This is a genomic window from Halobacteria archaeon AArc-dxtr1 (assembly GCA_025517425.1).
Taxonomy (GTDB): domain Archaea; phylum Halobacteriota; class Halobacteria; order Halobacteriales; family Natrialbaceae; genus Halostagnicola.
In genome coordinates this window covers 302,697-323,646 of the sequence record JAOPJY010000001.1, presented here as the reverse complement: position 1 = coordinate 323,646, position 20,950 = coordinate 302,697, and the positions used below count along the sequence as shown (strand labels likewise).

The window sequence follows — 20,950 nt, the reverse complement described above, 5'->3', positions numbered from 1 at the left end:
TGTCGGAAGACGACGTCGTGGACGGCAGACTCAGCCGACTCGAAGACGGTGGTGGACGCGTCGAGCGCCGGACTAGCCCGACGCTGCTCGACCGTCTCCGACAACCTCAAACCCGTCGCTGTCCTTCGAGCAGGTATGCTCACAGCGGTCGTCTTCGATTTAGACGAGACGCTTGCGGTTCCGGATCGTGACCGGGCGACGATCCTCGAAGACGCCGCTGCGGCCGCGGGTGCACCGCCGATCTCCAGAGCGGCGTACCTCGACGCCCACAGCCGGCACCTGACACAGGAGACTCGTGAACCGATTTTCGAGGAACTGCTCGCAGACTGCGAGGCGGATCCGAGCGCGCTCGCGACGGCCTACCGCGAGACGATCGCCGACTCGCTGGCTCCGCTTCCGGGCGTCGAGTCGATGCTCGCAGACCTCAAAGCCGAGTACCGGATTGGCCTGCTGACGAACGGACCGATCCGGGCCCAACGGGACAAGCTTGCGACGCTCGGCTGGGAGGGGACGTTCGACGTGTCGCTCGTGACGGGCGAACTCGAGGCTGGCAAGCCGGATCCACGGGCGTTCGAGGCGATCCTCGACGAACTCGGCGTCGGGGCTACGGACGCGGTCTACGTCGGCGACGATATCGACGCCGACGTCGGTGGCGCGACCGCGGTCGGGCTCGACGCCATCCAGGTGGTAACGCCAGACGGCCCGCCAGAAGACGAGCGTGCCGTCGCCCACGTTCGGCAGGCCGAACTCGCAACTCGACTCCCGACGTTGCTCGCGGAGTTGGCCTAGCGTCGCCGCTCAGTCACGGTCGTACTCGGTTGCCACCCGAGCGACGGCTGCGAGTACGTCGGCTGCGCGCTTGGTTGCCGCGCCGGTCGGGACGGTCACGGCGATGCCGTCGAACCGCGAGGGGTCGGCATCGACCGGGAGATCACGGGCGGTCGCAGCCTCTCGGGCCGTCTCTCGAGCCGTCTCGACGACGACGGTCGCGCCCTCGTCGTGGACGAACACCTGCGCGAGCAGGCGATCGCGTGCGGGTTCTACGGGGGCATCGTCACGTGCCGTTTCGACGCGGTCGTCCGCAGTGTCTGTCTCTCCGACGGTACGCCGGACGTCGTAGGCCCGCGACCCCTCCGAAGTCGGCTCGACGTCCCGGTTCGCGTCGGTGACCGCCAGGTGGGCCAACGCACCATCAGTGCGACCGTCGAGTTCGCTCGCGAGCAACTCGGCGATCCGCCGGCCGTCGGTGATTCGGCGCTCGACCACAGTCAGACACCTCCGACGTCGTCGGTTCCGAGAACCCCCTCGCGAGCCGCGGGGGCCAGGTCGGCGACGTCGACTCCCTCGCGGCGCGCATAGACGACCGCGGCCGCCTCGATGGTGAGGGCCAGGTCGCTCTGTAGCTGGTTGATCTCGCCGACCGCATCACGCTTTGGGACACCCGCCTCGACCACCGCCTCAAGCACGCGCTCGAAGGCCGAGCGCCCGCGGAGCAGGTCGTCGTCAGGAACGAACCCCTCGGGAATCGTCACATCGGCGGGATCGAACGCGCAGGCGAGTTCGCCGTCGACGCGCTCGAGGAGGTTCTCGGCGGCGGCGACGTCGATCAGTCGCTTCGTCTGGTCGGGCGAGAACCAGTCGCGGTCGAGCGAGAGGGCGACGACGAACTCGTTTTCCCGGAGGCGGCGGCTGCCGTGCTGGACGAACGGTGCGGCGACGGCGACGCGAAGACTCATCGAACCGACGTTGCTCGACCGACGAGATAACGGTGGCGGTCGTCAGCCGGAGTCGGAGGTGGTCGGCAGCCAAGTCGGTGGCAACTGTCAGTCAGAGGCTCGACCGCCGCCGTTGCGGTTGGCCCGCGAGGGCGGTGGGATCTCGGGGCCCGTCGACTGGGGTGGCTCAGGCAACACGCAGCGGTCGGCCTCCCGATTGACGTGGCGGTACTGGTCAGGAGCGTTCGCAAGCGGGTGTGCCGGATTCTGGTCGCTGGCGATACGGGCGGCACGGACCTCGCCGAAGCCACTGATACGCGCACGAATCCCCCGCCAGTGATGACGCGTTTCCGTCGGCGCAGAGAACGGTCGTGGCGGGGTTCGGTCGGGTTCGTTGGCGGCGAGGACGGCGGTGTTGACGTCGCTCGCGAGCGAGTCATGATCGACGAGGATGCCGACGCGGGCGTTTTTGGGCGCGCGTGCAGCGAGGACGTCGAGGCCGAGGTGCAACGCCCGATACTCGGCTACGTTATTGTCCGGCGGGGCGTCTACGGTCGCGAGGCGGGCGACGCGCGTCCCGTCTCGGGTCTCGATCACCGCACCGAGTCCGCCACCCGACTCACGAAAGGAGCCGTCGGTCGCGACGTAGAAATCACGGTGGTGGGTGCGCGGGGGGTGGGCAATGTGGGGTGTCGGCGACTCGTCGAACAGGTCCCGCAGCGCGGGGCGGCCGTGGGCGGCCATACCACACGTTGGGGGTGTCGCAACCTTAAACCTGTGGCCCAGACGCAGCAGTGGAAAGGGGGCTTATCAGTAGAGAGGTGGCTCATCAGTGGAGAGCAGACGCATCGAACCGGAGTCACTGGCGGTGTGCGTGACCCACGTAGAGGACGACGACGTTCGCGGCAATTAACCCGAGCGCCGACACCACCTCAAAGCCGGTCGACAGTCCGTTCAACAGCAGTGGAATATACAAAAACGGGAGGAAGATAGCGAGCCAGAAGCTCGCGAACCGAATCGGCGCTGCCAGCGACGGGAGCACTCGCTCTAGCGTCCGCTGGTCGGTGCGATCGCTCGGAGACGGTTCCTCGGCTGCGGAGTCGTTCTTCGTCGGTGACTGGTTCGACATCCAACGTTCCGGTCAGGACCGGTATCAGGTGGACGAGCGTGTCAGGTAAAACCGTTTCGTACGGGAGCAGTGCTCCCCCCTCGTAGGGGCCGCCTACTGGAATCCGATGCGGCTGCCCCGGCGGCCGGTTCCGGGCTCGGTCATCGCCGACCCACCGGTAAACTCCTCCTCGATGCGTTCGTAGTACTCTAAGATGTCGTCGGTGATCGTCGGCCGGACGTTCTCCATTGCGGCCCGGAAGTGACGCATTTCGACGACGTCTGCCTCGGGATCTTCACGAAGCGCTTCGATGGCGGCCTCGCGACCGATCGACTCGAGGTCGGAGCCGACGTAGCCGTCAGTGATCTCGGCAATCTCACGGAGGCTGACGTCGGGGGCCAGCGGCGTATCCTGGGTGTGGATGTCGAGGATGCGCTCGCGGCCGTCGATGTCGGGCTCACCAATCATGACGAGGCGGTCGAACCGACCCGAGCGCAGCAGCGCGGGGTCGATCATGTCCGGGCGGTTGGTCGCACCGATGACCATCACGTTGCCCATCTCCTCTAACCCGTCGAGTTCGGTCAGCAGCTGGTTGACGACTCGTTCGGAGACGTTGCTGCCAACCTCGCCACCACGACCGGGGGCGAGCGCGTCCAGTTCGTCGAAGAAGATCACCGTCGGGGAGACCTGCCGGGCCTTCCGGAACGTCTGACGGATCGCCTTCTCCGATTCGCCGACCCATTTCGAGAGCAGTTGCGGACCGCGCACCGAGATGAAGTTGGCGTTCGTCTCGTTGGCGACCGCTTTCGCCATCAGCGTCTTCCCCGTGCCGGGCGGGCCGTACAGCAAGACGCCCGCAGGCGGGTCGATGCCGAGCCTGTCGAAGCGCTCGGGAGTGTTGAGCGGCCACTCGACTGCCTCCTGGACCTGCTCTTTGGCGTCGTGAAGGCCGCCGACGTCGTTCCAGGAGATCTTGGGGAGTTCGACCAACACCTCCCGCATCGCCGAGGGTTCGACCTCGTTCAACGCGCCGCCGAAGTCCTCGCGCTTGACGATCATCCGATCGATCAGGGACGGCGGGATGTCTTCCTCGTCTAAATCGATCTCGGGGAGGTATCGGCGCAGGGCCTTCATCGCGGCCTCTTTGGTTAGGCTCTCGATGTCGGCACCGACGAAGCCGTGAGTCTCGTCTGCGAGATGCGAGAGGTCGACGTCGTCAGAGAGAGGCATCCCGCGGGTGTGGATCTGGAGGATCTCCTCGCGGCCGACCTCGTCGGGGACGCCGATCTCGATTTCCCGGTCGAATCGGCCGGGCCGGCGAAGGGCGGGGTCGACGCTGTCGACCCGGTTGGTCGCCGCGATGACGATGACCTGGCCGCGGGCTTCGAGTCCGTCCATCATCGTCAGCAACTGTGCGACGACCCGGCGTTCGACCTCGCCGGTGACGTCCTCGCGTTTGGGTGCGATCGAGTCTAACTCGTCGATAAAGATGATAGCCGGGGACTCCTCACTGGCGTCCTCGAAGATCTCCCTGAGCTGTTGTTCGGACTCGCCGTAGTACTTCGAGATGATCTCCGGGCCCGCGATGGAGAAGAAACTCGCGGAGGTCTCGTTGGCGACCGCCTTCGCGAGCAGCGTCTTCCCCGTGCCGGGCGGCCCGTGCAACAGGACGCCCTGTGGCGGCTCGATCCCCAGTTTCTTGAAGATCTGGGGGTGTTTCATCGGCAGTTCGACCATCTCGCGGACGCGCTGGATCTCACCCTGGAGACCGCCGATATCCTCGTAGGTGATCCCACCACCGGTCTTCTCGAAGCCCGAGATTGGCTCTTCGCGGAGTTCGACGTCGGTGTCCTCGGTGATGAGAACGACGCCCTCGGGCTCGGTCTCGACGGCGATCAGCGGGATCGCTTGGCCGGGCGAGCGCATGAATGGGTGGTTCGTCGAGGACATGACCGGGACGATGTCCCGTCCGACGACCGGGCGCTTCAAGATCTGGCGTTTGACCATCCCGGCGGCGTCCGAGCCGAACTGCACCGACGCCTCTTCCGGCGGCGCGAGGACTAAGCTGTCTGCTTTCGTCGCCTCGGCTTTGCGGATCGTCACCCGCTCGCCGATTCCCACGTCGGCGTTCTGACGGGTGAACCCGTCGATGCGGACAGTGTCTGTGTTCCAGTCCTGTCGGTCTGCACGCCACACCTTCGCAGCGGTGGTGTCGGCGCCTTCGATCTCGATGATGTCACCCGGACTCAGCTTCAGATGCAACAGCGTATCCGGGTCGAGCCGGGCAATACCACGACCCGAGTCGTTCGGGTACGCTTTCGCGACTTCCAGTTGGACTTCGTTCATGATTCGAGGGGGACGGCGATACCTGTGACTCCGATTCCGTGCCGGAAAGGCTTTTTGCTCACGTGCATTTTCGTCGTCTCTGTCGGCCACACCGTGGCACTATGTACCATAGTCTCAACGGCCGGCGTACATAGCTGTGTCGACTCCCTGCAGTGTGGTCGTCGTGGGGCAAGCTTCACATCCCCAACTCAGCAGGTGATTTCCACCGCTATTCGGCTGTCGATCTGACCACAAGAGGTGGGTTTTTGGTCACACCGGGCGCCATCGTACATATGACAGTTCTCGCCTTCGATGGCCGTACGGGCGCCAGCGGCGACATGATTCTCGCCACCCTGCTGGCGGCTGGTGCCGACCGTAGCACGCTCGTCCCAGTGGAGGAGGCCCTCGGTCTCGAGTATCGAGTTGAGAACACGACCACGTGCGGAATCGCGGCGACGACGGTCGACGTAGTTCTGACGGGTGAGCACGACTCCACCGAGGAGGGTAACGACCACCACGAGCACAGCGACACCCACCACGAGCACAGCGACACCCACCACGAGCACAGCGACACCCACCACGAGCACAGCGACACCCACCACGATGCTGGGAGAGACGAGGACCACGTCCCTGCGGAGGGACACGGTCCCCACCGCAGCTACCGCGAAGTCCGCGAGGTTGTTCGCGGGATGGAGCTCCCAGCCGATGCCGAGCGCGACGCGCTCTCAATATTCGAGTTACTCGGAGCGGCCGAGGCGAGCGTCCACGGCGAGGATATCGAGTCGATCCACTTCCACGAGGTCGGCGCAGACGACGCGATCGCGGACGTGGTCGGCGCGGCGTTGCTATTGGCTGACCTCGACCCTGATCGCGTCATCACGACGCCGATCGCGGGTGGCGGTGGCTCCGTCTCGATGAGTCATGGTGAGTATCCCGTTCCCGGGCCCGCCGTCGTCGAGATCGCGACGCGGGCAGACTGGTCGCTTCGAGGTGGCCCCGTCGATCGGGAGCTGCTGACGCCGACCGGGGCGGCGATCCTGGGTCACGTCGCCGAGGGCGTCGACTCTCTCCCGGCGCTCTCGGTCGATGCGGTCGGCTACGGCGCGGGCGGCTACGACCTCGACCCGCATCCGAACGTCCTCCGGGCGGTCGTGGGGGAGGCTGAGGGCGGCCTCGCCAGAGAGGAGATCGCAGTGCTCGAGACGAACGTCGACGACGTCCCCCCGGAGATACTCGGCGGACTCCAAGAGACACTCGCCAACGCGGGCGCGCGAGACGTTTCGGTACTCCCGGCGACGATGAAGAAGTCCCGTCCCGGCCACCTGGTGAAGGTGATCTGTCGACCCGCAGACCGAGAGCGCGTGGCTCGGCGACTGGCCGAGGAGACCGGTACGCTCGGCGTCCGGGATGCGGGCGTGACACACCGGTGGGTCGCAGAGCGAACGTTCGAGACGGTCAAAATCGAGGTCGGTGAGGGGCAGTACCAGGTTTCGGTGAAGGTGGCCAGTGACGAAGCGGGGACAGTCTACGACGCGAGCACGGAGTACGACGACGCGGCCGCAGTTGCCCGAGAGACCGGCCGACCGATTCGCGAAATCGCTCGCCTCGCCGAGTGCTCGGTCGCAGACAGACACGGGTCGACAGGCGAGTAGCGGCTGGTCGACAGACACGGGAGTACATGATCAACCGGCCAAACCGCTTCGCCGGCAATAGAGTTCTAACGCGTTGTCGAAATCGCGGTGCGAGGATCGGATAGACGCGTGAAGCGATGAACGCTGAAACAGTGACATCGTCGGCCACGAATCAAAGAAATTCAATCGAAAGAAACCGGTACCAGCCTGGAAAGAGAACGAGACGATTGGCTCGGTCACAGCTATTGCCGTGTTAGATACGCGAAACAGTACTGATCGCATAGGTGTTGGTATACCACTCATAATTCGGTTCCAGATTGCCGTCTCTCGTGATGGGTTCGAAGCGGCGTATCACTGGGTTGCACGACTGTCCTATCTTCCGCAACGCTGTCCGTTCGAAAAACACGTCTCAGCCCACCAATGACGGTAGCTATCTTCTTCTCGCGGTAATTGGCCAGATAACAAAGCATGTCTTCGAGAGAGACTGGTCCGAGTCCGAGAGACACAACGAGAAGCGACTCTCACGGACTTCAGAACCCAATCCAGAACTATTCCAATGTCAGTACAATCACGCACTGCGGCAGTGTTGCTAGCCTGTATGGTCGCGCTTTCGATGGTGGCGATTGCCGGGCCAGCAGCTATTGCCGACGATGGGGCCACGCAGACGGTGGAAACGCTCGAAAACGACGAAGACCTGTACATATCCTTCGGTGCGGATCTCGACGATCAATCCCTAGAGGAACACGTCGAGGCGCACGCGAACGGTGAGACCGACAGCGAGGTGATCCAGTACGAAGACGTTGGGCAGGTGAACATCCACGAACATGGCCAGGCCATCTCGATCGCCATCGGTGGCGGTGAGGCAACTGCGATTCAGGAAGTAACCCAGTACAACACCAACGAGCAGATTGGTGAGGCTACAGCCACGAACCAACAGATCGATCACGAGACGAACATCGAGGACGTCGGTGACGTCTACATGATCATGGGTGACGGCCAGACGTACGACGGCTGGTCAGCCGTTGACGACGGCGACGCGACGGTCACGCAGACCGCCGAAGCGTCGGTCTCTCAGACTCAGGAGGTCGAACAGGCTAACGTCAACGAAGAGACGACTGCGTTCGCACTCGCGGAGAACGAGAGCGACGCGACCGCGATTCAGCTCACCGAACAGTCTAACCTGAACCTCCAGGAGGCGTCGGCGACCACCTCGAACGCCTACGTCGAAGACGGGGACGATTCGAAAGACAAGAACGACAAGAAGGCGACCACCCTGTCCGCACAGACCGATGGCGATGTCGAGCAGGTACAAACCGTCGGTCAGGAGAACGTCGCTGAACAGAACAGCGCCATCGCTGTCGCAGTCGGCGAGAACTCGAGTGCCACTGCGCTCCAGATCTCTGACCAGACCAACCTGAACGAGCAGCTCGGAACGGCCGAGGCGATCAACGTCATGATGCAGTCAGCAGGCATGAACGTCGCCACCGCCGGTGTGGATGCCAGTAGCGATATTGTCGATACCGACGGCGTCGAAATTGAGGACGACGACAAGAACGACAAGAACGACAAGAACGACAAGAAGGACGATAGCACCGATCAGGTCGCCCAGGCGAGCGTCACACAGTACCAGAGCGTCGAGCAAGTAAACATCAACACCAACAGCTCGGCGGTTGCAGTCGGGACGAACGGTAGCTCGGCCGAAGCGGTCCAGATGACCTTCCAGCAAAACATCAACGCGCAGGTTGGCTCCGCAGACGCCCTCAACGTCTTCTTAGAGGAGGCCACGAAAGATACCGACGGTGACAGTAAATACGACGCCGGTGAGGAGTACAAAGGATACGTCCTGACCGAGACCACCGGCGTCGTCGTCGGCGGTGACGATGTCGAGGGCGTCGATCGCGTCGCCTTCGACTACGACGGAAGTAACGACGAACTCAACGTCGTCGACCAGTACACGACGGCGGAGCTCGAACAGGTTCAGAACGTCACTCAGCTGAACGCGGCGTCCGATACGGCCCTCGCTATCTCCGACGATGATGGTGATGCCTCCGCGGTGCAGCTGACGATGCAGGAAAATGAACACGTTCAGATCGACTCCAGCGAGTCGACCAGTATCATTGGCGATAAAGACGACAAGAAGGACGACAAGAAGGACGATAAGAAAGACAAGGACGACAAGAAGGACGACAAGAAGGACGATAAGAAAGACAAGGACGACAAGAAGGGCGACAAGAAGGATGATGACGACGCCGACATCGACGCCGACGACGATGACGATGGCGATGACGACGACGACGAGGCGCCCGGATTCGGCATCGCCGTCGCGATCACTGCGATGCTCGGTGCCGCACTGTTAGCGGCTCGCGAGCAGCTCTAAGGAACTCGCTCCCACGAGTCTGCCTTTCGACGTATTGTTGGCTACTTTTTGACTCGACGTCGCCGCCGACCCGTATGTCATCCACGGAGGATTGGCTGAGTCGACGCAGTTAGCGTCGTACAAACAGGCGGTTCACGACGGAATCCAAGCGGGGCAATCCGGATGTGGGAGATTGATCGGCGGATCTCATACTGTCTCTCCGGCGCACGCTCAGGCGAGATCTACACGACGAGGCGACTACGTCGCTGGACCCAACAGACGACGCCCCATGTGGCCGACCGGATCATCACGACGGACCGAACTCAGGCGTAGCCAACGGAGAGACTCGAAGCAAAACCAACCCGGAAACCGGATGTCGCAGCTGTGAACTCCACGTCCCACTGTAGACAGCGGACACCAGTATCGCTACCGAGAGGCCCCCGGCGGTGGTCGGTGGTAGGTGTGGAATTTGCGTCGGAATCACGCGCCATCGGCACGAACATCGAGTTGCGAACGGTCTCGACGAGACACAGCGGGCGCTGGTGTGGTGTGTTCGTCCCGCCGAAACGATGTCACCGCGACAGTGAGGGTGAAAACGAGCGCGACGTTCGATTCCGAGACGGTAAGTCGGAGGCGGATTCGAAGCAGTTACTCTCGGCTCGTCGTATACCACACCCCGGCGCCCACAGCAGTCGCGAGGAGGACGAGAACCGTCGCAAAGCCAGCCAGCGTGTCGTCGTCGTTTGGATCGTCACCTCCCGCAGCCTGCTCGACCGAGTCGGTGCGATCGTCATCACCGTGATTCTCGGGGTCGTCGCTTTCGGCACCGTCAGCAGCGTCGCCGGCGTCGTCACTCGGGCCAGCAGTGGCATCGTCGCTAGCGGCGTCGTCTGCATCGTCACCAGTATCGTCCGCGCCATCAGCTGAGTCGCCGTCGGAATCGTCGGCTGTGAGCTGTAAGACGGCAACGACTTGGCCGTGTGATTCCGGCTCCGAATACGTCCAGCCGCCGCCGGCTTCCTCGTAGGAGACGGCATCTGCTATCGGGTCAACGTCCGTCTCCCAAGCCTGGTCGTCTTGCTGGATGTAGCCCGCGAGTTCGATCCGGTCGGCGTGGGCACCGTCGACCATCACTTCACCGTACTCGATCTCACCATCCTCGGGGAGCCCGTGGAACTCGATGCAGTGACTGTCCAGGTAGCCGTCGCCCTGGGGTAACTCGTCGGTCGTGCCGAACTGGTCGGCATCAAGCGGCCGGTCGTAGTGGTCGGTCAGTGGATACTGGACGGTCAGTGGATCGGCACCGGTGTGCCAGACCAGCGAGTCACCCGTCGGGATCGTGACTGTCGTCTCGGAGACGCTCTCACCGACTACGGGCTCGCCGGCTTCGTTCACCAGAGTGACGCAGATCTTCCCCGATCCCTCTCCCAGATACGGACTTCGGTACTCGTCTCGCGGATTGACGTAGCTGATCCAGCTTCCGTCACTCGCTTCGGCCTCGAAATAGTCGTCGTCGGCGTCGGGGACCGGTTCGAGGAACGGTTCTTCGGAGATCTCGTCGGATTCGGCCACTGCCCCCATCACCGGAATCGCTGCCGAGCTGGCGACGACGGCGACGGCAAGGGCACAGAGCAACATACTGAGACCGAGTATCGACACCACGGGACGTTCAGGTTCGAATCGTCGAGTCATCATGGATCTTGGATTTGATGGCACCCCACGGCCGACACCTCCCGGTTTCGTTTCGAGGAGTAACCTGTGGCAGACGATGACGATCACTAGTTTGAGTATGTTGTCACTACTGGTGAGTATCGACGTCGTACCAATCCCGAGAGTGCTTCACCGGTGACCTCAGAGCGTATCTCCCGATTCCAACCCTCCACACCGAGGAAAATCGCACAGCGACCCGAGATGATCGATGGCGGTGAAGGCACCTGGTAACTGATCGCCATTCTCAGAACGGTTGTGCTACATTTTCGTTCAGAAGAGGTGAACAAAATGACGAACCATCGCTACTGGGTACACAGTGATAAACAATATACCATATTGGTAGACACTCGTCCATGGATCGAAATCCATCCAGACGAAGCGTCATCGCGACGAGCGGGTTAGTCGGTGCCGGCTTAGCTGGCTGCCTGAGTAGTGCGGAAAACGGTGGCGACGACAACGGTGGCGACGATACTGGTAACGACGACAACGGAAACCCGTCGTCAAACCCAAACCAGCGAACGCTGGAGTGGGGCGGACAGGGAAGCGAGTTCGCCACGCAAGACTGTGCCGAAGACGAGTTCGGCTTCTGGAAGTGGATCCTCACACCGGGCGGACAGCCCTCGATCGCACCCGATCCCGTCCCGACGCTCACGGTCGAGTTCGAGGACGGAACAGTGATCGAGGATGTCGAGGGGGAGCTACGGCCTGGTGGCTCCGGTGCGGTCCAGTTCTTCGTCTACAAGGAGGGCGGTGGAACGGTCACTGACGCCAGCGTCACGTTCAGCGGTGGCGGCGGGAACCCAATTCTCACCATCAGTGAAGGAGCCTGCGTCGACGACGACGGCGAACGGCCGGCTCTCGACGTCATCACCCTCGACGCGACCGCAGTCAACGAGGGGAGCGCAACGCTGCAGGGCAACCTGCTCGACCTCGGCGGCTTCGGCTCCGTCGAGGTCTTCTTCCGCTGGCGAGCGGTCGGAACCGACGAGTTCCAGGAAACGGAGCCACAGACACTGGGGGCACCCGGCCCATTCAGCGAAACCCTCACCGACCTGGATCTCGACACCGAGTACGAGTTCTTCGCGGTTGCACGCGGGAGTAACGACCAAGAGATCGTCGTCTCGGGTGACGTGTTCGGATTCATCAAAACCGAACCTGAAGACCCTGACTTCGAGACCCGGCCTGCCACGGAGGTAAACGAATCGAGCGCGACGCTCAACGGCTTTCTCACCTCACTTGGGGACTTCGAGGAGGTGACGGTCTTCTTCGAGTACCGCGCAATCGGCGCCGAAGAGTGGCTGCCGACCGAGCCCCAGACGCTCACGGCCTCGGGGCCGTTCAGCGCCGAGATCGACGACCTCGACGACGACACGGAGTACGAGTTCCGCGCGATTCTTGAGGCAAACGACGAGCGCTTCGAGGGTGCCATCCAGACGTTTACTAAGGAGGTCGACGACCCCCGAGAGCCGAAGGTCAAAACGAAAAAGCCGACCGACGTCAACAAGTCCACGGCGACGCTCAACGGCTCTCTCACCACGCTCGGCGACTTCGAGGAGGTGTTCGTCTTCTTCCAATACCGTCTGGAAGGCACTGATGAGTGGGAGGCAACAGAGCCCCAACAGCGCACGGAGATGAGTGCGTTCAGTGAGACCGTGTCGGGTCTCGACCGAGGTAGCACCTACGAGTTCCGTGCAGTCGTCACAGCGAACGACGGAACGTTCTTCGGCGAGATCAAGCAGTTCACGAAAGACGAGAAGAAAGACGACAAGGACGACAAAGACGACAAAGACGACAAGAAGAAATCTGACGTCAAAGACGGCGTGCAGATGAAATCCGTCTCAATTGAAACGAACACTGATGGTGGGAAGACGGTAACCTACGCGGTGTACAACGAGACCGAGCACAAACTCAAGCTCTCCTGGAGTGTGAAAAACAACAAAGAGGGTGGGAAGGTCACCGTCCCTGCCGAGACGAAGCGAGGCTTCACCGTCGACTTCAAGAAGACGCTCAAGCCGGTGTCCCTGTTCTACGACGGGGTCAAGATCGCCGAGGCCGACGCCGGGACGCTCTGTAGCTGCACGGACGACTAATCTCGACCGCCCGGCTACCTCGACGGCGACCCACCCACACCACGGGTCCAATCGTCAGCTGTCGGGGCTCCCCTCGCCCGGGTCGCGGTGTTCGGCCAGCGCCTCCTCGATCGTCAACTCACCCGCAGCGACGCGCCTGGCCAGCACCTCGTCGATCTCACGGTTTTGGTCGCTGTGCTCTCTCGAGCGATCTTTGATGACGCGCAACTCGCCCTCCGTGGGTTCGATCTGGCGGCTGTCGACTTCCTCACCCTCGAGACGGGCGATGTTGATCGCCGCGAGGACGTCGCCCATCCCGCGTGCCCCGGTTCCGAGGTAGGGCGTAGTGCCGGTCTCGTCGACGAGTTCGACCCGGACATCCTGCAGGTCGTTGACGAGCGTCGCTCCCTCGAGACGGGACCCATCGCCGATGCGGACGATCGGGGCGGGCGCTTCCGCCACCTCGCGCTCGATGCGGTCGACGGCGTCGGTGAGGGGGACCTGAAAAGCGGCGACGACAGTGTCGCCTGCGAGCACGGCAATCCCTGGCTTCCGACCCGGATCGACGCCGATGACGGTTCTCCCGTCGCCGCCTCGGACGGTCGACAGGGCCTGGTCGACCGCGCGCCGTGGCGCGTCGGGGTCGGCCACGATCGCCGGAACGGCCCCGAATCGGTCTGCGTTGTCGGCGTCCGTCACGACGACTGCGGTTCGATCGGGAATCTCGTCGTCGGGCTCAACCGTGGTAAACTCGGATCCGCGGTCGCGAAGCTCGGAGACGACGCCGTGGTAGACCTCGAAATCAGACGTAGCGACGACGATCACGGTTGGTCGTTCGCGGTCGACCCGAATAAACGTACGCGACGATCCGGGCAGGCCCGCGTCGGTGGAGCCAGCCCGGCGGCGTATCGAGTCCACGTGGCGACACCGCCCGTTCCGGGGGCTTTTTGCTGATCCCATTCTAACTCCGATCGTGAACGACGAGCGGATTCCGACCGGGTGTGACCCGATCGACGAGCTACTCGAGGGGGGATTCGAACGGGGGACCGTCACGCAGCTGTACGGTCCGCCGGCAGCGGGAAAGACGAATCTCGCGCTCTCGGGAGCCGTCGAAACGGCAGCAGCGGGCGCGACAGCGGTGTACATCGATACCGAGGGTGTCTCAGTCGACCGCTTTCAGCAACTCCTTTCGGCTCGCGTCGAGGACGTCGAGGCCGTCGCCTCTCGAATTGTCATCGAGGACGCACTTGACTTCGGCGAGCAAGAGGAGGCCGTCCGGGACGCCGCGGAGTTCGCGCCCCAGGCGGACCTGATCGTGTTGGACAGTGCGACCGGCTTCTACCGGCTCGAACGGACTGGGGGTGGCGACGACGGCGAGGCGCTGCGAAGCGTCACCCGGCAGGTAACCCACCTGCTCTCACTGGCACGAAAGCACGATCTCGCGGTCGTGCTCACGAACCAGGTGTTCGCTGATCCGGACGGTGACCGAACCCGCGCACTGGGCGGGAATACGTTAGAACACTGGACTGGAACGGTACTCCGAATCGACCGGTTCCGCGGAGGGAACCGACGGGCGACTCTGGAGAAACATCGATCGAAGCCCGCAGGCGAGTCCGCGACGTTTCAGATCACGGAAACCGGCCTCAGCAGTAGCGAAACCGGCGGAGCCTGAGGCCGCCGAACGCGTCGATGCGTCGGTCGGCGGCTGAGACGTCACCGTCCACCGATTGATTTTCGAGAGTGAACGTATGACTTATAGATATATATAATCTATCGATAGTTCCCAGGATCTGACCAGTTTCGGATCTAGATCGACCAATATCTTTATCCGGATGAGTTTATTCTTCCAGATAATGTCGTCTTCGCCGACCGGTCGGCGGTGGTGGGTGCTCGTGCTGGCGATCGTTCTCGCCACAGCACTCCTCGCACCGACCGGGCTCGGAGCAACAGGAAGCGCCGAACTCGATGTGGGCGCCGGAGTAGAATCGACCACGGAACTCGCTGCCATCGACGAACGTGTGGAGCCCAGCGAGGACAGCTCGGCGACGATCGAACCAGCGCTCGAGAACGGAAGCGGAGAGATAGATGTGCTGGTCCGGTTCGCGGAGGCCGACAGCCAGATGCTAATGACGAGCGCCGACGCGACGCGCACGCTACAGGCCCACGCCGCCACGGAACAGAGCGCCCTCGAACGCTACGCCGAGGCGACCGACGGTGTGAGTCACCACCGAAGCTTCTGGATTGCGAACGCTGCGCTCGTCACCGTCGATCGCGACGTGACGTCGCTCTCTGCGCTTGCGGCCGTCGACGGCGTGGTTGCGCTGACCGAAAACTACGAAACGGTGCCAGCGAGCGCAACTGCCAGCCAGCCAGCCTCCTCCGACAGGGGCGGAACCGGGCCAACACCAACTTCCGGCGGGCCGAATCTCGGCACGCAGAGTCACGTCACGAACGATCTCGCGGCGATCAACGCACCGGACGTCTGGGAGACCTTCGACACGCGCGGAGCGGGCACCTCGATTGCGGTCCTCGATACCGGCGTCGATCCGTCCCACTCGGATATCGACCTCTACACCGACGATCCGGACGATCCGACGTACCCCGGCGGATGGGCGGAGTTCAACGACGACGGAGAACAGATCGAAGCGTCGACACCGTACGACGCTGGCGACCACGGTACGCACGTCAGCGGTACGGTTGCCGGCGGTGACGCGAGTGGGACGGCGATTGGCGTCGCACCGGAGACCAAGCTCCGGCACGGAAAAGTACTGGGCGAAGAAAGCGGGTCGATGAGTGCTGTGTATGCTGGGATGGAGTGGGCGATCGAAGCCGACGTCGACGTGATCGCGATGAGTCTCGGAACCTCCTGCCAGACGTATGCACAGGGGAGCATCGCCCCCATCCAGAACGCCCGCGAGGCTGGAACGGTGGTAATCGGCTCGATCGGAAACGACGGCGAGGGCTGTACCGGCTCGCCGGGGAATGTCTACGACACGATAAGCGTCGGGGCGACGACGACCAGCGGCGACATTTGGGAGGACTCGGGCGGCACCATCATTACCACCGAATCCGCGTGGGGATCGGACGTTCCAGACCACTGGCCCGACGAGTACGTCACGCCGACAGTCGCCGCACCGGGTGTCAGCGTTCACAGCGCAGTTCCCAGTGGGTACGATACAAAGACCGGAACGAGCATGGCCGCACCTCACGTCGCCGGCACGGTTGCACTCATGCAGTCGGCGACCGACCGGGTGGTAGGGCCCGACGAGATCGAGTCGGCACTGCGCGAGACTGCCTGGAAGCCCGACGGAGAGCCGGACGACCAAGACGTTCGGTACGGTGACGGGGTGATCGACGCCCACGCAGCTGTTGACGACGTGGCGACGACGGCCACGCTCACCGGCACCGTCACCGACGACGTGACCGGCGCGCCGATCAGCAGCGCGACCGTCACGGTCGACGATCGCGAGGTGACGACCGCAAGCGACGGCACCTACGAGGTCGAGGGAATCGACGGTGGGGACGAGTACGCGGTCACAATCGAGGCAGACGGCTACGAGAGCAGCGACGAAGACCGGTTCATCGACGACGGCGAGACGACCGTCCACGACGTCTCGCTGGCGGGTGACGCCGCCATCGAACTGGACGTCACCGACGCCCACTTCGGCGATCAGATCGCTGACGCGGCCGTCGAGGCTGAGGCGACGGCAGGAGAGCGCTACCCGGGAACGTACGACGGCGACGGCACCTATACGATTCCGGACGTTCCCGGTATCGATCGGTACGACGTCACCATTGCCGCAGCCGGCTATCAGGACGTATATCCACAACTCATCGTCACCGAGCCAGGGACCGTTACCGAGCACGTCTCCATGACCGGCTCCGGGTCGATCCAGGTGTCGGTGTCGGACGCGGTGACAGAGGCTGGGATCGAAGATGCAACTGTCGCGGTCGAGCGCGAAGATGGCGCCACGTTCGAGGCGCCCGACGAAACCGATAGCGGCGGCGACCTCGCTGTCGCCGTTCCCGGGGCCGAAGCAGCATACGATCTGAGTATCGACGCGGACGGATACCACGACGCAGAGCCAGTGTCGGTGACGACCTCCGCGGAGGGTGACGGGTCTACTGCGGTCGAACTGACGGGCGATGGAGCCGTCGAACTCGACGTCACCGACGCCCACTTCGGAGACGACATTTCCGACGCGACCATCGAGGTGTCGGGCGAACACGGAACCTACGAAGGCGCCTACGAGGGCGACGGCACGTACCGGATCGAAGCCGTTCCAAGCGTCGGCGGCTACGATCTCACGGCGAGCGCGGCGGGTTACGACGACGGAACGACCGAACTCGACGTCACGGACGCCGGCACGACGGTCGCTGATCCGATCGCGCTCTCCGGCGACGCGACGGTTGAGATTTCCGCCGCCGACGCGGTGACTGAGGCGGCAATCGAGAACGCCACCGTCGCGGTTGAGCGCGAGGACGGCGCTACGTTCGAAGCGCACGAGGAAACCGATAGCAACGGCGATCTCGCCGTTGCCGTTCCCGGCACCGAACAGGCGTACGCGATCTCGGTTGCAGCCGATGGGTACGACCCCGCTGAGGAGACCAAAACGATCGGACCTGGCGACACTGTCGCCCACGATGTCGCACTCGCCGGCGACGCCGCCATCGAACTCGACGTCACCGACGCCCACTTTGCGGATGGAATCGCCGACGCGGATGTCACGCTCTCGGGTTCCCAGGGTTCCTACGAGGGAATTCATCACGAAGACGGCACCTACGTGATCGACAACGTCCCCAGCCTCGGAAACTACGACCTCACCGCGAGCGCCGATGGATACCTCGACGAGACGGTCTCGGTCGACGTCACGGACGCCGGCACGACAGCCGCCGATTCGGTTGCCCTCTCAGGCGATGCGGCGTTCGAGGTCGACGCCGCCGACTCGGTGACCGAGGCTGCGATCGAGAACGCGACCGTCGCAGTCGAGCGCGCAGACGGCGCTACGTTCGAGGCGCCCGGCGAAGCCGATGCCGACGGAATGCTCTCGGTGACCGTGCCCGGAACAGGGGAGGCGTACGACGTTGAGACGGCAGCCACGGGCTATGAGGCGGAAACCGACGCGACGCCGTCGCTCGGAAGCGGTGACGAGGAATCGATCGCAATCGACCTTTCCGGTGACGCGGCCGTCGAATTGGACGTGACCGATGCCCATTTCGAGGACGCGATTACCGACGTGACCGTCGAGGCCAGCGGAGAGCGAGGAACCTACCCCGGTTCCGAGACGGACGACGGCACGTTGGTCGTCGAAGCGCTACCCAGCGAGAGCGCCTACGAGCTGACGGCCGCTGCCGATGGCTACGAGTCCGAGGCAGTGGAGCTGACCGTCGCTGATCCGGGGACGACGACCGCCGATCCGATCGCGCTCTCGGGAGCCGCGGCGGTCGAGATCGCAGCCGCCGACACGGTGACAGAAACCGCGATCGAAGCTGCGACCATCACGGTCGAGCGCGCAGACGGCGCCACGTTCGAGGCGCCCGGCGAAACCGACGCCAGCGGCGAGCTCGATGTGATCGTTTCCGGAGCAGCGTCGGCTTACGACGTGTCCGTCGGTGCCGATGGCTACGAGACGACCACCGAGACGGCCCCGGTCGGTGAGGCAACCGACGTCACGCTCGCCGGCGACGCCGCCATCGAACTCGACGTGACCGATTCCCACTTCACCGACGCGATTACCGACGCGACCGTCGAGGGGTCCGGGGACCAGGGGACCTACGAGGGAACTCACGACAGCGACGGCACGTACCGGATCGACGCCGTTCCGAGCGGGGGCAACTACGACCTCACCGTAAGCGCAGCGGGCTACGACGAGGAATCGGTCGCAGTCGACGTCACGAACCCCGCCACGACGACCGCAGAATCGGTCTCGCTCGCAGGCGACGCGACGGTAGAGGTCGTCGTCGCATCCGACGGGAACGAGCCAGTTGCAGACGCGACGGTGACTGTCGAACGCCCCGACGGCTCGGCGTTCACAGTCGGCGACGGGACCGACGCCGACGGCGAGGTGACGGTCACGGTTCCTGGAACCGGCGATAGCTACACCCTCAGTGCTATGGCCGAGGGCTACGAGGACGGCGAGGTGGCGACCGATCCCGTCGAAAGCGGCGCGGTCGAGTCGATAACCGTCACGGTCGCGAGCACCGAGAGCGCGATTCCCGGCTTCGGTGTCGGCGCCGCAGCCGTCGCGGTGATCGCGGTCGGCGCTGGACTGGCGGCACGACGGATAACAACCTGTCCGTGAGAATCGAAAATAATGCTTTGCTGATCGAACCGGGGCCGGCTACAGCTCGTTTAGCTTCCGAAGCAACTGACCGCGGTACTCTTCGTCGCTCTGGACGCCCTTCACCTCTAAGACGTTGCGCTCGAGTTTATCGAGGGCGACGCGGAAGGCGTTTTCGGCGCCGTACCCTTCGCCGGTTCCGGCGACCTGTCCCTTGTTCGTCCGCAGCCGAATCTGGGCGCGGATCAGGGGGGTCCCACGGAGCTTCTCGTTGTGTTCGTGCAAGCGCACGTGTGCGTGAAGCACCTGCATGTCCTGGTACTTATCGGCCACCTGCTGGATGCTTTCGACGACCGACTCTCGGCTGATGGTGTCGAGCAGCGAGACGTTCGTGATCTGGACGTCCATGTGCTCTTCTTCGGTGAAGGTCAGCGCCCGGAGCACGTCGGTTTTGGTGATCACGCCGTTGGCGATCCGATCGTCGTCCTCTGGGGTGACCATCAACCCCGCGTAGTCGGACTCGAGCATCTGCTCGACTGCCTCGCGGGCGGTGGCGTCGAGCGAGGTCGTCTGGACCGGGCTGTTCATAATGTCGTAGATCGGGACGTCGAGCATCCGGTCGTTGTCTCCAACTCGGTCGCCGGTGGTCATCCGCTCGTTCTGGCGGATGACGAAGTCGGCGATGTCGTGAGTCGTGACGACGCCGGTGAGGTAGCCGTTCTCGTTCAAGACGGGTAGTCGCGAGATTCCGTGTTCGCGGAGGTAGTTGATCGCCTTCCCGATGCCGTCGTCTTCCTGGACGGTGACCGGGTCGTCCGTGTAGATGTCCGCAACCGACAGAGCATCCAGATTCTCGAGAACGGCTCGGAGAATCGCGTCGTCGGTGATCACACCCCAGAGCTCGTCGTTCTGGAACACCGGCGCAACCTTCGAGTTCCCCTCGATAAGGACGCGTGCGACCTCCCGGACGTTCTCGTGTCTGTCGACTTTCGGTGCGGGGGCCTTCCGACTCGGCTTGATCAGCGCCGCCACCTTGGCGTCGTCTTCGACGTGCGACTGGAGGACCTCCCGCTCGCTGATGACGCCCTCGTACTCGCCGTCGTCAGTGACAATAATACCCTTGGGGTTTCCGTTCTCGAAGGTCGAACGGACCTTCCCCATTCGCGTTCCGGCGTCCACGTCGATGTACTCCGTGGTGGCGATATCAGCGATATTCATCGTTCCGGGCGAGGCTACTCGCGCCGGGATATTCAACGTACCGCCGGTGACTGCCCCGTGGGAACTCACGCAACCCTGCGGCAGGCCGATTCGTTGCCGGGTCTGCGCTTTTGTCGCTGGCGGTGGATATGCGCCCATGAGCCTCGATATCAGCGTTCTGGGCCGATACACGTATCTGGCCACCGAACTGTTCTGGGGGGCAATCGCGTTCGTCTTGCTGTGGCGTGCAAACGCACTTCGCCGCGCGGGCGCGACGATCCTCGCGCTGTACCCGATCGCGTACCTCTGGGATCGGTACACGCTCGCCGTCGGCGTCTTCGACATTCAGCTCCGGACCGGCGTCGACGTCGCCGGCATTCCGATAGAAGAACACCTCTTTATGGCCGTCGTTCCCGGACTCGTCATCGGGTTTCACGAGACGATCTTCGGCGAGCCGGCGATGTCGCCTCCCGAGTCGGAGTGAGTGGGCCGGTGACTCCTCGACCGGGTACCTCGCAGCAGCTGCGATCGATCCCGGTGGTCTTATTTTGGCCGCCC

The 20,950-nt window shown here is 63.5% G+C and carries 15 protein-coding genes; 7 read left to right on the top strand and 8 right to left on the bottom strand.

Going from position 1 to position 20,950, the window contains the following annotated elements; all coding sequences use genetic code 11:
• Positions 1-135: 135 nt before the first annotated feature.
• Complete coding sequence (locus tag OB905_01645; GenBank protein MCU4924688.1) at positions 136-789, top strand: HAD family hydrolase; 654 nt, start codon at positions 136-138, stop codon at positions 787-789.
• 9 nt (positions 790-798) lie between these two features.
• On the opposite strand, the gene OB905_01640 is transcribed toward OB905_01645, so the two are convergent.
• The 5 genes from OB905_01640 to OB905_01620 all read right to left on the bottom strand — a co-directional run bounded on the left by OB905_01640 (position 799) and on the right by OB905_01620 (position 5,169).
• Entirely contained in the window at positions 799-1,266 is a 468-nt protein-coding gene (locus OB905_01640; GenBank protein MCU4924687.1) for a hypothetical protein, read from the bottom strand.
• 2 nt (positions 1,267-1,268) lie between these two features.
• A complete protein-coding gene (locus OB905_01635; GenBank protein MCU4924686.1) occupies positions 1,269-1,736 on the bottom strand; it encodes a DUF2240 family protein in 468 nt (155 codons plus the stop codon).
• 87 nt (positions 1,737-1,823) lie between these two features.
• Positions 1,824-2,459 (bottom strand): ribonuclease H, encoded by a 636-nt coding sequence (locus tag OB905_01630; protein ID MCU4924685.1) that lies wholly within the window; start codon positions 2,457-2,459, stop codon positions 1,824-1,826.
• A 115-nt stretch (positions 2,460-2,574) separates the two neighbouring features.
• Positions 2,575-2,844 carry a hypothetical protein gene (locus OB905_01625; GenBank protein MCU4924684.1) on the bottom strand — a complete coding sequence of 90 codons (270 nt, stop codon included), beginning with the start codon at positions 2,842-2,844 and terminating at the stop codon, positions 2,575-2,577.
• A gap of 93 nt (positions 2,845-2,937) precedes the next feature.
• The gene (locus tag OB905_01620) at positions 2,938-5,169 is read right to left on the bottom strand and encodes a CDC48 family AAA ATPase (GenBank protein MCU4924683.1); all 2,232 of its coding nucleotides are present in this window, start codon (positions 5,167-5,169) and stop codon (positions 2,938-2,940) included.
• Positions 5,170-5,441: 272 nt separating this feature from the next.
• Between OB905_01620 and larC the strand changes: the two genes are divergently transcribed.
• The gene (gene larC / locus OB905_01615; GenBank protein MCU4924682.1) at positions 5,442-6,800 is read left to right on the top strand and encodes a nickel pincer cofactor biosynthesis protein LarC; all 1,359 of its coding nucleotides are present in this window, start codon (positions 5,442-5,444) and stop codon (positions 6,798-6,800) included.
• A gap of 535 nt (positions 6,801-7,335) precedes the next feature.
• Positions 7,336-9,156: a PGF-CTERM sorting domain-containing protein gene (locus tag OB905_01610; GenBank protein ID MCU4924681.1), complete on the top strand. Its 1,821-nt coding sequence runs from the start codon at positions 7,336-7,338 to the stop codon at positions 9,154-9,156.
• Between the two features lie 627 nt (positions 9,157-9,783).
• Here OB905_01610 and OB905_01605 read toward each other — a convergent pair.
• Positions 9,784-10,773 (bottom strand): PGF-CTERM sorting domain-containing protein, encoded by a 990-nt coding sequence (locus tag OB905_01605; GenBank protein MCU4924680.1) that lies wholly within the window; start codon positions 10,771-10,773, stop codon positions 9,784-9,786.
• A 425-nt stretch (positions 10,774-11,198) separates the two neighbouring features.
• Here OB905_01605 and OB905_01600 point away from each other — a divergent pair, with 425 nt between their 5' ends.
• Positions 11,199-12,935 carry a hypothetical protein gene (locus tag OB905_01600; GenBank protein MCU4924679.1) on the top strand — a complete coding sequence of 579 codons (1,737 nt, stop codon included), beginning with the start codon at positions 11,199-11,201 and terminating at the stop codon, positions 12,933-12,935.
• A 54-nt stretch (positions 12,936-12,989) separates the two neighbouring features.
• On the opposite strand, the gene OB905_01595 is transcribed toward OB905_01600, so the two are convergent.
• On the bottom strand, positions 12,990-13,739 hold the full coding sequence (locus OB905_01595) for a hypothetical protein (GenBank protein MCU4924678.1): 750 nt from the start codon (positions 13,737-13,739) through the stop codon (positions 12,990-12,992).
• 148 nt (positions 13,740-13,887) lie between these two features.
• On the opposite strand from OB905_01595, the gene radB reads away from it, so the two are divergent.
• Both radB and OB905_01585 read left to right on the top strand, forming a co-directional pair.
• On the top strand, positions 13,888-14,586 hold the full coding sequence (radB, locus tag OB905_01590; protein MCU4924677.1) for a DNA repair and recombination protein RadB: 699 nt from the start codon (positions 13,888-13,890) through the stop codon (positions 14,584-14,586).
• A gap of 181 nt (positions 14,587-14,767) precedes the next feature.
• Positions 14,768-19,216 carry a carboxypeptidase regulatory-like domain-containing protein gene (locus OB905_01585; protein ID MCU4924676.1) on the top strand — a complete coding sequence of 1,483 codons (4,449 nt, stop codon included), beginning with the start codon at positions 14,768-14,770 and terminating at the stop codon, positions 19,214-19,216.
• Between the two features lie 39 nt (positions 19,217-19,255).
• On the opposite strand, the gene OB905_01580 is transcribed toward OB905_01585, so the two are convergent.
• Positions 19,256-20,413, bottom strand: a complete 1,158-nt coding sequence (locus OB905_01580) for a CBS domain-containing protein (protein MCU4924675.1) — start codon at positions 20,411-20,413, stop codon at positions 19,256-19,258.
• 136 nt (positions 20,414-20,549) lie between these two features.
• On the opposite strand from OB905_01580, the gene OB905_01575 reads away from it, so the two are divergent.
• On the top strand, positions 20,550-20,876 hold the full coding sequence (locus tag OB905_01575; protein ID MCU4924674.1) for a lycopene cyclase domain-containing protein: 327 nt from the start codon (positions 20,550-20,552) through the stop codon (positions 20,874-20,876).
• The last annotated feature ends 74 nt before the right edge of the window (positions 20,877-20,950 follow it).